This is a genomic window from Paenibacillus phyllosphaerae, assembly GCF_014192105.1.
Taxonomy (GTDB): Bacteria; Bacillota; Bacilli; order Paenibacillales; family Paenibacillaceae; genus Paenibacillus_Z; species Paenibacillus_Z phyllosphaerae.
Genome location: NZ_JACHXK010000043.1, coordinates 1 through 13,392 on the forward strand (window position 1 = coordinate 1; position 13,392 = coordinate 13,392).

The following is a 13,392-nucleotide window of genomic DNA, read 5'->3' on the forward strand; positions in this document are numbered from 1 at the left end:
CTTCTCTTGGGGTTCTGCACCAGCAGGACAACTTCAAACCGATAGGTTTGACAATCCAAGAATCCCCCACCTCTTTAGGTGGTGGGAGTGTTCAACCAAGCAGACTATACTTGAGGGAAAGAAGGACGGGACAGGTAAAGGATGGTGATCACCGATGCTGCTAGAGGAGCGGTATTTGGCGCTATATGCACGATTCAATACGGCTGGGACGGTCGATGAAACGTATGAGGTAACATTGGACGAACTCGCCGGAACGTTGTATTGCACGCGGCGCAACGTGAAGCTGATCGTCCGCAGGCTGGAGGATGAAGGGATGATCAGCTGGCAGGCGGGCTTAGGACGCGGTCATCGGTCTCGCATCGCTTTTCGCATCGAGGAGGAATCCGTTCTGTTCGAACTGGCCGTGAAGCAGGCAAGCAAAGGGGAATACAAAACCGCATTCGAACTGCTCGATCAATATGGCGGGCATTCCGGCGCGAAAATGCGGTTCATGGACTGGCTTAGCAGTCAATTCGGTTATCAACAGGAGAAGGATGTTCAGACCGAGCGGGATATCTTGCGTCTGCCCGTGTATCGGCCGGTATTGACCCTCGATCCGGCAATGGTGTTCTACGCGTTCGACGCCCATTTGATCCGGCAGCTGTTCGACCGGCTCGTCCGCTATGATCCGGAGACGGAGCGACTCGTCCCGGGCATCGCCCATCATTGGAAGAGTGACCGGGAAGGCAAGGTGTGGACCTTCTATCTTCGCAAAGGCGTGCGTTTTCAGCACGGCCGGGAGGTGACGGCCGATGACGTCGTCTTCTCGATGGAACGGCAGAAGGAAGGGAAGCCGAACAGCTGGATGCTCCGCTCTGTCGAACGGATCGAATCGGAAGGTCCTCGCGTGATCCGGTTCACTTTAGGCAAACCGAATTTCCTGCTGCCGCGTTTCATGTGCGCTTCCTCGATGTCGATTATTCCAAGGGAACTGGCGACGCAGAACGAGGACTACTGGCGGTTGCCGGTAGGTTCGGGTCCATTCCGGCTAACCCATTGGTCTAGCGGTCGGTTCGCAATGGAAGCGAACACGGATTTCCACGAGGGACGTCCGCATCTGGACGTGATAGAGCTCGTCATTCTACCGGCCGATCTGCCGATTGCTTCCCGCCCGGCGAATTGGGAACAGCTGATTATGGAACATGACTCTATCGAGAAACAGCCCGATCCCGGATGGCTGAAGATGGAACGGATCTGCCCGGGTTGTTCGCTGCTGTGCTGGAATATGAGGAAAGCGGGACCCCAGCGTCATCCGTCATTCCGCAAGGCCATCGACCGCTTGATCGACCGTGAAGGGATGATCGCGAGTTTGGGCGGAGATCGAGGACTCCCTGCGGCCGGTTTTCGGGTGGAGGCACGGGCCGAGACCGAGATCAGATCGCCCGATCCAAAACAAGTGAGAGCGTTGTTGGCAGAAGCGGATTATCAGGGAGAGCGCATCACCTTGAACACCTACTTCATTCATGAGAAAGATGCGCGGTGGATCAAGGAACGTTGTGCCGAGTATGGCATCCCGGTTCAGATCCAGCTGGAAACATGGGAATCGATCAGCGATTACGCTTCGCTCGCTGCTGGGGACTGCGTCTTATACGGCGTCACTTTCGGTGAAGATGAGGTGGATGAGCTGGAAGTGTACGAGCAAAGCCGCGGATTTATGCAAGCGCATCTGCATCCTGAAGTCCGCGGGTGGATGACTAATCAAATTGACGAGGCACTCTCCAAGCCGCTTCCGGGCGAGCGGAGGCAGGTGCTGCGTGGTATCGAACAATATCTGCGGGACGAAGCGTATGTGCTGTTCCTGGTGCACAAAAAGCTGACGTCTTATTTTAATCCGGCGGTCAAAGGGGTCAGCTTCAATTCGCTAGGCTGGATCGACTTTCAGCATGTATGGCTGGAGCCCTAATCGGCCTGTGCCGACCGAAACATAAGGCATAACAAAAGCTCTGACACGGCAACGTAATTACGCTGCGCGCCAGAGCTTATTACTTCCCATCTAGCTAGCAGAAATCGGTTAATCGCGAAGCAGCAGCAAGGAAACGAACTCGTCAGCGGTCAGTTTGCCGAAGTACGTGTTCAAGTTCACGTCTTCGAGCGCTTGGCGGATCGCTTCTTCCTCATAGCGGATGCCGGTGAGCAATTCCTCGATCTCGGCTACTTCACCCGTGCCGAAGAAATCGCCGAAGATCCGGACGCCTTCCAGCCGGCCTTCATTCACGTCAAGCCGTACATCGATGATGCCGGAAGGGTACTTGCGTTCGTTCTGAATATTGCACTTCGGCGAACGGCCGTAGTTCCAATCCCAGTTGCGGTAGCGTTCCTCGGACAGCTTGCGGACGCCGGCCCAATCTTCTTCCGTCAGTTTGTATTGCGGCACGTTCTCCGGCTCGGTGCCGAACAACTCGCGCAGCAGCGTGCTGCGGAATTCCTCCGTCGACATCGGCTCGTTCAAGTACTCCGAGATGTTGGCCACGCGGCCGCGTACCGATTTGGTCCCCTTGGATTCGATCTTAATCGCCTTCACTTTCAGCGCGGAAGCGACATTCTCCATCGCGGAGTCGAACAGCAGCGTGCCATGGCTGAACATGCGCCCGCGAGAAGCGAATTGCGCGTTTCCGGAGATTTTGCGTTCGCCGACCTGGATATCGTTGCGGCCGGACAGTTCGGCTTCGACGCCCATTTTTCGTAGCGCATCGATGACCGGCTGCGTGAATTTAGCGAAGTTATGGAACGAATCGCCGTCATCCTTCGTCAGGAAACTGAAGTTGAGATTTCCCAGGTCATGATAGACCGCCCCGCCGCCAGACAGCCTGCGCACGATGTGAATGTTGTGCTCGTGGACGTAGTCGGCGTTGATCTCCTCGACCGTGTTCTGGTTCTTGCCGATGATGATCGAAGGTTCGTTTATGTAGAACAACAAATAGCTGTCGTCCATCGGCAGATTCCGAAGCACGTATTCTTCCAGCGCTAGATTGATTGTAGGGTCTGTAATGCCTTGATTATCGATGAATAACATCGGGTTACCGCCTCCATGCTCTAATCTTGTCCTTCTATCATTACATCAACAGCCGGACCGAATGTCAAATGGACCGCTTAACTGCCTCGAATTCATGTATAATTGCAGGCATAATCGCATGATGGAAGGGAAGAGGCCCATGAAATTGGTGACCATTGCAAAGCCAGGCAAATATACGCTTGGCGTGAAGACGGAAAGGGGTATTATCGACATCGAGGAGGCGCTGCGCGAGCAGGCTGCGGACTTTCCTGTCCCGCAGGAGGTTATGGCGGTCATAGAGGGCGGACAGGCCGCAGTAGAGGCTCTGGATTCCTACGTCGCGTCTCTTAAGTCGGAAGATGCGTCATATGTGCACAATGAAGCGAATATCGCTCTAGGGCCATGCGTGTCGCAGCCGAACAAAATCATCTGCGTCGGGCTCAATTACCGGAAGCACGCGGAGGAGACGAATGCGCCGATCCCGGAATATCCGATTCTGTTCAATAAATTCAACAACGCGTTAGCCGGCCATGGGCAGGACATCGTGATTCCGAAGGTTACCCGGCGGCTGGATTATGAAGCGGAACTAGTCATCGTCATCGGCAAGACGACGAAGAACGTAGCCAAAGAGCACGCGCTTGAGCATGTATTCGGCTATGCCTGCGCCAATGACTTGTCCGCGCGGGACCTGCAGAAGCGAACCGTGCAGTGGCTGCTCGGCAAGAGCTGTGACGGCTTCTGCCCGCTCGGCCCTTATCTCGTGACGGCGGACGAGACAGGCGATCCCAATACGCTTGCGATTCGGACGATCGTGAACGGCGAGGTGCGCCAGCATTCCAACACGTCCGATATGATTTTTGCCTGCGACGAGATTGTCAGCTATGTCTCTGCGCATATGACGTTGGTCCCGGGGGACATAATACTGACCGGGACGCCGGAAGGGGTCGTCATCGACATGCCGAAGGAGCGGCGCGTTTATTTGCAGCCAGGAGATGAAGTGACGATCGAGATCGAGAAGCTCGGCTCGCTGACGAACCGGTTTATAGAAGAAAATTGAGCCCCTGTCAGCTGTAAAGCGACGTTTCAGGCTGATTTGTTCGATTTTGCGCGGATACGGTAACACTCGAAGCGATGGTGTCGGTTACGTGACATTGCCCGGTTTAATGATTGTTGTTCATAAATCTGTAACGATTTACACTATAGATGGGACCCAAAATGAAACCAGGTTTCATACCAACATAGATCCGAAAGGAAGCGTATCGTTATGACACAAACAGCAATTATTACCGGCGCAGCCGGAGGCATCGGCAAAGAGCTTGCCCGCCGTCTAGCAGCACGCAACATAAATCTCGTCCTGGTTGACTTGAAAGAAGAAGCCGTTCAAGCGGTTATTGCCGAGCTTGGACTGAACGATTCCAATTCCTTGGTCGTCGCTGCAGACGTCTCCAAAGAAGAAGACGTGCAGAACTACGTGAACAAAGCGGTAGAGAAGTTCGGCACGATCGATTATTTCGCCAACAACGCCGGCATTGAAGGCCCGCTCGGCAACGTGGAAGACCTTGGCGTAAGCGCGCTTGACCTGGTCTACAACGTCAATGTCCGCGGCGTATTCCTAGGCATGCATTACGTCGTACCGGTTATGAAAAAACAAAAATCCGGCGCGATCCTGAACACCTCTTCGCTGGCTGGCTTGATGGGTGCGCCAGGCATGTCGCCATACGTGATGTCCAAGCATGCGGTAATCGGCTTAACCCGCGTCGTTGCGAACGAACTGGCACCGCTCGGCATTCGCGTCAATGCCGTATTGCCTGGCACGATCAATACGCGCATGATGCGCCAAATCGAGCAAAACTCCGGCTCAGCCGACGCTTTCAAAAAAGCGAACGAGGCCGCTACGCCGATGGGCCGTTACGGCGAGCCTGAAGAAGTTGCTGCGGTGATGAACTTCCTGCTCTCCGAAGATGCTTCCTTCGTTACCGCTTCCCTTTACACGGTTGACGGCGGCATGGTCGCGCAATAACCGACAGACGCAGAGACTCAGCCCTCATCGGGACTGAGTTTTTTCTTTTTGCCGACGATTACCGGGCCGTATTGATTTCCTTGTGCGATATCGATTAGAGTTTGGAGAGCAGTGACAGCAAGCTCGATCAGCAGGGCAACGAAACGGAGTCAGACTAGCCATGGAAGAGACGAATGACAGAAGGATCAACCGGACGCGGGTGGCGCTCAAGCGTGCGTTCATCGAACTTATTCTAGACAAAGGTTATGATGCCATAACGATCATGGATATCGCTCAGCGGGCGGATTATAATCGGGGAACCTTCTACAAGCACTATACAGACAAAGACGATCTGCTGATGGCGATCCGGGAGGAGATTCTGGACGGGCTGTCCGAGGCCTTATTGTCGCCTTATGAAGGGTTGAAGCGGGTGGATGCCAAACAAATTTATCCGTCGACGCTGAAGGTGCTCCAGCATATCGAACACCACAAGGATTCATTTATCGCGCTGCTGTCGGTCAAGAAGGATTTCTTCTACGATATCTTCCAGCGCCTTCGGAACGCGATGACCCAGGATATGCATATCGTCATTGAAGAAATGGATGACAAGATGGACTATGACATTATGCTTAGTTACCGTATGTCCGCTTTCGTCGGCGTCGTGATGTATTGGGTGGAGACCGGGTTCAAATATTCGGCTACCTACATAGCGGAGCAGGTGCTTATTCAAGTCAATCAAAGCCTGGATTATATTGAATTCAGGTGAATGGTTTGCGTTCCAAGGTTAGGAACGCAGCATTCACCTCAGTGATTGGTTTGCGTTCCAGATTAGGAACGCAGCATTCACCTCAGTGATTGGTTTGCGTTCCAGGTTAGGAACGCAGCATTCACCTCAGTGAATGGTTTGCGTTCCAAGACTAGGAACGCAGCATTCACCTCAGGTGATTGCGATTGGTTTGTGTACGTACTGGTTCATTTCGGTAGCAAACAGCCCACACTTGCTTGCAGGTGTGGGCTGTTTCACGTTCGGCGCACTCGTAGGCGTCCTTACAGCAAATCCGTACCGCTCTCCCGTCGTTCCAGACGTCTGCGGAATGCGCCAGGGGGCGATCCGTACCGCTGCTTGAATACTTTGTGGAAGTAGGAGTATTCGCCGAAGCCGCACGTCTCCGCGATCTGCTGCAGCGGGATCGACGTATATTTCATCCGCTCCATCGCGGCGGACAGCCGAACCTCGGTCGCGTAATCCATCATGGTCCGGCCGACGTGCTCCTTGAACAGATGAACGGCGCGCGAGACCGACAAGCCTGCGTGCTGCGCCGCCTCCTCGAGCTTGAAGCGTCCGGTCGCATTCTCTTCGATGAACCGCTTCAGCCGTAGGACGGCAAATGGCGGGGGCGCGCTCGGCGCAGCGGACTCGGTAACGGCCCGCTCGAGGTAGAGACATAGGGTGCGAAGCAAATAGTCGATAAGCTCCGAATTTTCGGGCAGCGCATCCGTTTGACTGGCCTGCCTTCTTTTCTCCGCGATGACCAGACGCCACAGGCTGAGCAGCTTATCATCAGGATCGATGCGGGCCACATGGGGCTTCGGCGATTGGGCGCACCAGCGGTCCAGCCATTCGCCGACCGCGAGCAAGTAATAGTCTCCGCTGGCAATCGGCATCCGTCCGGAGCTGCTAGGTTCCCCGATATAGAGCGAATAGACGGAGCCCGGCGGCAGAATGAGCAGCGTGCCCGCATCCAGCTGGACCCGCTCGCCTTGGATGAGCGCTTCGCAGCTCCCTTCGGTCTGCAGGCGAATGAGATAGCATGGCAGGCTGTTATAAGAATCATGAAAACGCTGGGTATGATAGGAATACCCGCAGGTTAGAATAGCAGTGGTCAATGCAAGCACTCCCGGACAAAAATGATAGCCAAATAGTCGATGTTTCAATTATATCGTTTATGGTCAACGCTTACCAATCTGATTATGATTAGGCTATAACGTAAAGCTCACACGAGAATAAGGAGAGTGCGATGCAATGAGAAAAATGGGAATCGGACTTCAACTTTTTACGCTTCGCAATGAAACCGCTGCCGATTTTGCCGGCACGCTGCGCAAGGTAGCCGAGCTCGGTTACGAAGGCGTTGAATTCGCAGGCTATGGCGGCCTGAGCGCGGAAGAATTGAAAGCGCTGCTTGAAGAGACAGGCCTCAAGGCAATCGGCGCGCATGTCTCGCTCGACAACCTGCGCAATAACCTGCAAGGCGAGATCGACTACCTGAAAACGATCGGCGCAGGGTACATCGCTTGTCCTTGGGTGAGCCCGGAAGAGCGCACGTTGGAAGATTGGAAGAAGAATATCGCGTTCTGGAAGGAGACGGCTGCTGAAGTCACGAAGCAAGGCCTTGTCTTCGGCTACCACAACCATGAGTTCGAATTCCAAGAGAGCATTGACGGCCAATTCGTGTTCGACGCGATCTACGCCGCTGATCCTGCCAACATTAAAGTAGAGATGGACGTCTGCTGGGTAAAATTCGCGGGCCAAGATCCTATCGCCTACATTAACAAATATGCCGGCAATCTGCCGCTGCTCCACCTGAAAGATTTCCGCAAGGACGAAGAAGGCGGCATGATCACGCTGGAGCTCGGCCAAGGCGAAGTAGATTTGCCGGCTGTCGTAGCGGCTGCTTCCGAGGCTGGCGTGCAATGGCTCATCGTCGAGCAGGACAACTGCCAGAACCCGCCGCTTGAGAGCGTAGCGAACAGCTTGAACTGGGTTAAGCAGAATTATCTCGCACTCGTTTAATCATTGACCAAGACGAATTTTGAATGTAAAAGGAGAATATATCCCCATGAGTAAAGTTAGAGTTGCCGTGATCGGCTGCGGTTCGATCTCCAAATACCGCCATATTCCGGAATACGCTGCGAACGAGAACGTTGAGCTTGTCGCATTCGTCGACGTCGTTGCGGAGCGTTCCCAAGCTTATGCCGACAAGTACGGCGCAGAGGCATTCACGGATTACAAAGAAATGCTCGCTAAAGTGAAGCCGGACGCGGTAAGCGTAAACCTGCCGAACGCCCTCCATGCGCCGGTATCCATCGACGCTGCGAACGCAGGCGCGCACGTGCTCGTCGAGAAGCCGATGGCAGCTACGGAAGAAGAAGCGCTCGCGATGATCGAAGCGGCGAAGAAGAACGGCGTGTTCCTGATGGTCGGCCACAATCAGCGTCTTATGCCTCCGCACGTGAAGGCCAAAGAAATCATCGAGAGCGGCAAGCTCGGCAAAGTGCTCACATTCCGCACTTCGTTCGGCCACCCTGGCCCAGAGGCTTGGAGCGTCGACGGCCGCAACAGCTGGTTCTTCGAGAAGGAAGATGCGATCATGGGCGCTATGGGCGACCTGGGCGTACACAAATCCGACTTTATCCGCTACCTGCTCAATGATGAAGTGTCCGAAGTGGGCGCATTCATCGGCACGCTGCACAAAGACGGCACGCAAGTCGACGACAACGCAACTTGCCTCCTTCGCATGAAGAGCGGCGCCATCGGTACGCTGGTCGCAAGCTGGACGTACTACAAAGGCGAAGACAACAGCACGGTCCTCTGGTGCGAGAATGGCGTTATGAAGATCGGCACGCATCCGGACGATCAAGTTATCGTCGAGCTTCGCAACGGCACGATCGAGAAGTACAAAGTCGGCGCGATCTCCACGAACGATAAGCAAGAATCGAGCGGCGTGATCGACGCGTTCATCACTTCGATCGTAACGAATACGCCTCCGAGCATCTCCGGCGAAGAAGGAATGAAGTCGCTTAAAGTCATCCTAGCGGCATTCGAATCCCAAGCAACAGGCCGCATCATCTCCATTAACTAAGAATCAAGCTGACCCGTTGGCAGGCAATCTGCTGGCCGGACGGCTTTTCTTTTTTTGCAATGATTGCCGGTTTGCAACTACAATAAAGTCATAAAGATTGGCTACGCCTTGCAAAGGAGTCCGCTTCCGATGAAAAAAGAAACGTTCGTTACCCCTGATCCGAAGAGCTGGCTGGAAAAGTTCCATTTCTCGATTCCGATTAAGGTCCGTTATTGCGAGACGGATATGCTCGGACATGTGAACAATGTCAGTTATTTTATGTATTTTGAACAAGGCCGCATCGAATACTTCGAGAACCTGCAGCTGGCCGATGAACTTTTCAGCAAGGAGAAGATCTGCGTGGTTGCTGATCTGGAATGCAAGTACCTGGCGCAGATCTACTTAAAGGATCAGCTTCGCCTCCATATTCGAGCGGCGCAGATCGGACGATCCTCGATCGAGATCGAGTATGCGCTTGTCGCAGCTGACCGGTTGAAGGCGGCAGGACGCGGCGCGATCGTGCTGATCGAGACGAAGACCGGGAAGAGCACGCCGATCTCGGATGAGGCAAGGCAAGCGATTGTTGCCTTTGAGCGAATGGACGCGGTGGAATAACGGCAAGCTTGCCCGAGCCGTTCCCAGAGCGCGTCGTTAGACACTAACGAGGCTATCGTAACTTGAGAGACGCAAGAGAGGGCTGCCTGCTGGCAGCCCTTCTTTTGCGTGTACATACAAACCCAACAAACTTCACCAACTTCAAGGCAACCGTTTCCTGCCGGCGAAACCTTCTTCCCAGCCGTGATAGTGGGTAATGCCGTCCTCGCCTTCCTTCCAGCAGAGCAGCACTTCTTTCCCCTCGACAATCCCCGGGAAATCGAGCAGCGCGGGTTCCAGCATCTTTAATTGAACGCCGATACGGTCGAAGTTACCGATTATCGTATCAATCTCCAGCCGCATAAAGTCCAACTGCGCCTCCAATTCAAAGAATGGATCCTCGTCGATGGAAGCTTGCTCAGGGGAAGGGCTGTAGTCCGCTTTCATACTCCTCAAGTGGCGAAGCTGTTCTTCAAAGGTGCGCGTCAAATCACGCAGAATAAGCAGTTCGGCATACACCTGAGGCAACAGGCTATTGGCTTCCTCAAGCGTAAACAGCTTATAGTTCATGAGGCATCACTCCTTACCTCAAAGTGTACTAAATTCGGTCTCTTTTGGCTAACGCAATTCATCGGCTGCTTCAGGGCGAGATTATTAATTATGACGTAATATATTTTTATATTGCACACTAAATAATGGAGTAGTACAATTCATGTATCATACAGCTTAGAAAGAGACTCAAAAAGAACAAAAATCATGGGTAGGAGTGTGGGGAAAATGGAAAGAGAGCTAGCGTTGGAGATCGTACGGGTTACGGAGGCAGCTGCGATTGCGTCAGCGCCATGGATGGGAAGAGGCAATAAGAACGACGCGGACGGAGCGGCAACATCCGCTATGCGGTTCATGTTCGACTCGGTATCCATTGCGGGCACGGTCGTCATCGGCGAAGGCGAGATGGATGAAGCGCCAATGCTCTACATCGGGGAACAGGTCGGCACTTGCGACGGTCCGGAAGTCGACGTGGCGGTCGATCCGCTTGAAGGGACCGAGATCGTGTCCAAGGGACTCAACAATGCGTTGTCCGTCATCGCGATTGCGCCTAAGGGGCAGCTGCTGCACGCGCCGGATATGTATATGGAGAAGCTTGCGGTCGGGCCCGAGCTGCGTGGCAAGCTAAGCATTCTGGACCCTTATGAGGTGACGATCACCAAAGCTGCTCAAGCGCTCGGCAAACCGGTATCGGAGCTGACCGTCATGGTGCTCGACCGCGAGCGCCATCACAACCTGATCCAGACGCTTCGCAATATCGGGGTTCGGATCAAATTCCTGTCGGATGGCGATGTTGTCGGCGCGATCTCGCCGTCCTTCCCTGAGACGGGCATCGATCTGTATATGGGATCCGGCGGCGCGCCTGAAGGCGTCCTAGCCGCGGCGGCGCTCAAATGTCTGGACGGCGAACTGCAAGGCCGGCTGATGCCTGCTTCGGACCTGGAATATGAACGGTGCCTCGATATGGGCATCACCGATCCGCATAAGGTGCTGACGATGGACGATATGGTCGGCAGCGGAGACGTTATTTTCGCCGCTACAGGCGTAACGCCCGGAGAGTTCCTCGGCGGCGTCCGTTATTTGTCGGAGAGCCGCGCTGAGACGCACTCCATCGTCATGCGGGCCAAGACGCAGACGGTCCGTTATGTGAAAGCGACACATTTTCTGCCGAATAAGCCTTATCTTCAGGCCGAACGTGCAGTAATATAGAGAAGAAGGGTTTGACTTGCAACAGCTGGGAGTGGATCGATCATCGAACTTACAACACGCCAACGTGAAATATTGCGATTAGTTGGCCTGCATGCACCAATTACCGGTGACCAAATTGCCGAGCTGCTCGGAACAAGCCGTGCGACGATCCGATCTGATTTATCGCTGCTGGTCATGCTCAATCTGCTTCGCGCCAAACCGAAGGTCGGCTATTTTCCAGGAGAGGGCGGCGAGACTGCGCCGCGCGAGCAACGCTGGGGCCAGACGAACGTGCAACAGGTTCAAGGCATCCCGGTCGTGATTACGGGCGGCCTGTCCGTCCATGAGGCGGTTGTGACGCTCATTCTCGAGAATGTCGAGACGCTGTCCGTCATTGACGATCATAAGCGTTTTCTCGGCATCGTCACGGCCAAGGACCTGCTCAAGCTGACTCTCGGCAATCCGCAAGCGGGCACCATGCCTGTCGGAATGGCGATGTCCAGGCTGCCTGCGGCCGTCGCGCTCACTCCTGAAGACCGCGTCGAGACTGCGGTTGGCGTAATGCTGACGCACGGGCTCGACGGTGTACCCGTCTTGTCGCCGGAGCGGGAGGTCATCGGTTGGGTATCGAAAACAACCGTTCTGCGCCGGATCATGGAGCACGAAGGGTGACAGATCGAATGGGAGGCATTGGGCAGTGAGAGAGAACCAGCATGTATTTATTTGCTCCGACGCCGTAGGGGAGACGGCCGAAGCCGTGGTGCGGGCCGCGATGCGGCAATTCGCATTCACCAGCGGCAAGCTGAAGCGCTATGGCCACATTAAGCATGAGGATGAGGTCAGCGCCATCGTGGAGGAGGCGGCCCGCTGCAACGGGGTCATCGCCTATACGCTGGTGCAGCCGGAGCTGCACGGCATGATGCGGGAGGAAGCGCTGCGCAAAGGGGTGCGCGCGGTCGACGTGCTCGGACCGATGATGCAAGCGTTCGTCGATACCTTCGACGATACGCCCAAGCGTCTTCCGGGTCTGAATCAGACGCTCGATGCCGAGTACTTCCGCAAGATCGAAGCCATGGAGTTCGCTGTCCATTACGACGACGGAAAAGACATTCGCGGCCTCATGCTGGCTGACGTTGTGCTGATCGGGGTATCGCGCACTTCCAAGACGCCGTTATGTATTTATTTGGCGCACAAAGGCGTTCGGGCGACGAATCTGCCGCTCGTTCCGGAGATGCGTGTCCCGGATGAGCTCATGAAGCGTCGCAGCGGCCTTATCGTGGGCTTGACGATGGATCCGGATAAGCTGTTGTCGATCCGTTCGGAGCGTCTGAACGCGATGGGGCTGCCGCAAGGATCGCGCTATGCATCCCGCGAGCGAATCGAGCAGGAGCTCGCATTTGCATCAGGCATTATGCACGAAATCGGCTGCGAAGTCATTGACGTAACGAATAAGGCGATCGAGGAGACGGTCGGCATTATTCTGTCGCGGTTCCCTGCCGAGCGGGAGCGGCGCCGGGTCACCTAAACGGTGGATTGGGCGGACACCGGGAGCTCGAAGCGGGGCTCCAAGATCTGTGTCTGTAAGCGGCGCAAGCATTCGTGATACAATGGACGCAACTATTTAAGAAGAGGTAAGGAATTCATGACAGAAGGCAACCAGAGAATCAACTGCATGAAGTGCCGGCACTTCTATGTCACGTGGGACCCTCAATTCCCGCGCGGATGCCGGGCATTCGGATTTAAGACGCATGCGCTGCCTAGCGCTACGGTGCTGTCCTCGTCCGGCAAACCGTGCATGAACTTCGAGCCGAAGCAAACGGCAGGCTCGGCCAAGTAACGCCTAGTAACGCCATTCAAGCCGTCCGGTGATCCGGACGGCTTTTTGCTGTAAAGGAAATGTTTAAAGTGAGTCGTGTCCGCACATGCGGGCGTAAGCGAGGATGGGCACGAATGGCGTATTATGTTCGATCATTAGAGTCACCACTCCAAGGCATCAAAGAAGCGAACGAAGCTAGAAGTCAGAGTTTTGTCCTTGTGTATTGGCTTCCGGCTGAATTGAGCCGAAGTCTATACACAATGGACAAAAGCGGTCCAACACCGAAAACCAGCTAATACTTGTCAAGCTTTTGGACTTGGTGAGTACGAGTTTTATTGGTATACTTATTTTTGTGCATAACAAATAATCCTTCTCC

14 protein-coding genes are annotated in these 13,392 nt (G+C 54.6%); 11 read left to right on the forward strand and 3 right to left on the reverse strand.

The annotated features are described in order from the left end of the window. The first annotated feature begins 154 nt into the window (after positions 1–154). Positions 155–1,942, forward strand: coding sequence for an SgrR family transcriptional regulator (locus FHS18_RS33720; protein ID WP_183604766.1), 1,788 nt, complete (start codon positions 155–157; stop codon positions 1,940–1,942). A gap of 108 nt (positions 1,943–2,050) precedes the next feature. On the opposite strand, the gene lplA is transcribed toward FHS18_RS33720, so the two are convergent. After that, positions 2,051–3,052, reverse strand: a complete 1,002-nt coding sequence (gene lplA / locus FHS18_RS33725) for a lipoate--protein ligase (RefSeq protein WP_183604767.1) — start codon at positions 3,050–3,052, stop codon at positions 2,051–2,053. Positions 3,053–3,191: 139 nt separating this feature from the next. Here lplA and FHS18_RS33730 point away from each other — a divergent pair, with 139 nt between their 5' ends. The 3 genes from FHS18_RS33730 to FHS18_RS33740 all read left to right on the forward strand — a co-directional run bounded on the left by FHS18_RS33730 (position 3,192) and on the right by FHS18_RS33740 (position 5,796). Beyond that, on the forward strand, positions 3,192–4,088 hold the full coding sequence (locus tag FHS18_RS33730; protein ID WP_183604768.1) for a fumarylacetoacetate hydrolase family protein: 897 nt from the start codon (positions 3,192–3,194) through the stop codon (positions 4,086–4,088). Positions 4,089–4,295: 207 nt separating this feature from the next. After that, positions 4,296–5,051, forward strand: a complete 756-nt coding sequence (locus tag FHS18_RS33735) for an SDR family NAD(P)-dependent oxidoreductase (protein ID WP_183604769.1) — start codon at positions 4,296–4,298, stop codon at positions 5,049–5,051. A 160-nt stretch (positions 5,052–5,211) separates the two neighbouring features. Next, positions 5,212–5,796, forward strand: coding sequence for a TetR/AcrR family transcriptional regulator (locus FHS18_RS33740; RefSeq protein WP_183604770.1), 585 nt, complete (start codon positions 5,212–5,214; stop codon positions 5,794–5,796). A 281-nt stretch (positions 5,797–6,077) separates the two neighbouring features. On the opposite strand, the gene FHS18_RS33745 is transcribed toward FHS18_RS33740, so the two are convergent. Further along, entirely contained in the window at positions 6,078–6,926 is an 849-nt protein-coding gene (locus tag FHS18_RS33745; protein ID WP_409348598.1) for a helix-turn-helix domain-containing protein, read from the reverse strand. 127 nt (positions 6,927–7,053) lie between these two features. Between FHS18_RS33745 and FHS18_RS33750 the strand changes: the two genes are divergently transcribed. From FHS18_RS33750 to FHS18_RS33760, 3 genes are all read left to right on the forward strand, one after another. Beyond that, positions 7,054–7,821 carry a sugar phosphate isomerase/epimerase family protein gene (locus tag FHS18_RS33750; RefSeq protein ID WP_183604772.1) on the forward strand — a complete coding sequence of 256 codons (768 nt, stop codon included), beginning with the start codon at positions 7,054–7,056 and terminating at the stop codon, positions 7,819–7,821. Positions 7,822–7,867: 46 nt separating this feature from the next. Further along, the gene (locus FHS18_RS33755; protein ID WP_183604773.1) at positions 7,868–8,890 is read left to right on the forward strand and encodes a Gfo/Idh/MocA family protein; all 1,023 of its coding nucleotides are present in this window, start codon (positions 7,868–7,870) and stop codon (positions 8,888–8,890) included. A gap of 129 nt (positions 8,891–9,019) precedes the next feature. Beyond that, positions 9,020–9,484, forward strand: coding sequence for an acyl-CoA thioesterase (locus tag FHS18_RS33760; protein WP_183604774.1), 465 nt, complete (start codon positions 9,020–9,022; stop codon positions 9,482–9,484). A 141-nt stretch (positions 9,485–9,625) separates the two neighbouring features. Here the strand turns inward: FHS18_RS33760 and FHS18_RS33765 are convergent, their stop codons facing one another. After that, positions 9,626–10,033, reverse strand: a complete 408-nt coding sequence (locus FHS18_RS33765) for a DUF2203 domain-containing protein (protein WP_183604775.1) — start codon at positions 10,031–10,033, stop codon at positions 9,626–9,628. A 207-nt stretch (positions 10,034–10,240) separates the two neighbouring features. On the opposite strand from FHS18_RS33765, the gene glpX reads away from it, so the two are divergent. The 4 genes from glpX to FHS18_RS33785 all read left to right on the forward strand — a co-directional run bounded on the left by glpX (position 10,241) and on the right by FHS18_RS33785 (position 13,037). Next, a complete protein-coding gene (glpX, locus tag FHS18_RS33770) occupies positions 10,241–11,221 on the forward strand; it encodes a class II fructose-bisphosphatase (protein WP_183604776.1) in 981 nt (326 codons plus the stop codon). 42 nt (positions 11,222–11,263) lie between these two features. Next, on the forward strand, positions 11,264–11,872 hold the full coding sequence (locus FHS18_RS33775; protein ID WP_343060792.1) for a CBS domain-containing protein: 609 nt from the start codon (positions 11,264–11,266) through the stop codon (positions 11,870–11,872). A gap of 25 nt (positions 11,873–11,897) precedes the next feature. Continuing rightward, positions 11,898–12,725 (forward strand): pyruvate, phosphate dikinase/phosphoenolpyruvate synthase regulator, encoded by an 828-nt coding sequence (locus FHS18_RS33780; protein ID WP_183604777.1) that lies wholly within the window; start codon positions 11,898–11,900, stop codon positions 12,723–12,725. A 117-nt stretch (positions 12,726–12,842) separates the two neighbouring features. Then, entirely contained in the window at positions 12,843–13,037 is a 195-nt protein-coding gene (locus FHS18_RS33785; RefSeq protein WP_183604778.1) for a uracil-DNA glycosylase, read from the forward strand. Positions 13,038–13,392: the final 355 nt, after the last annotated feature.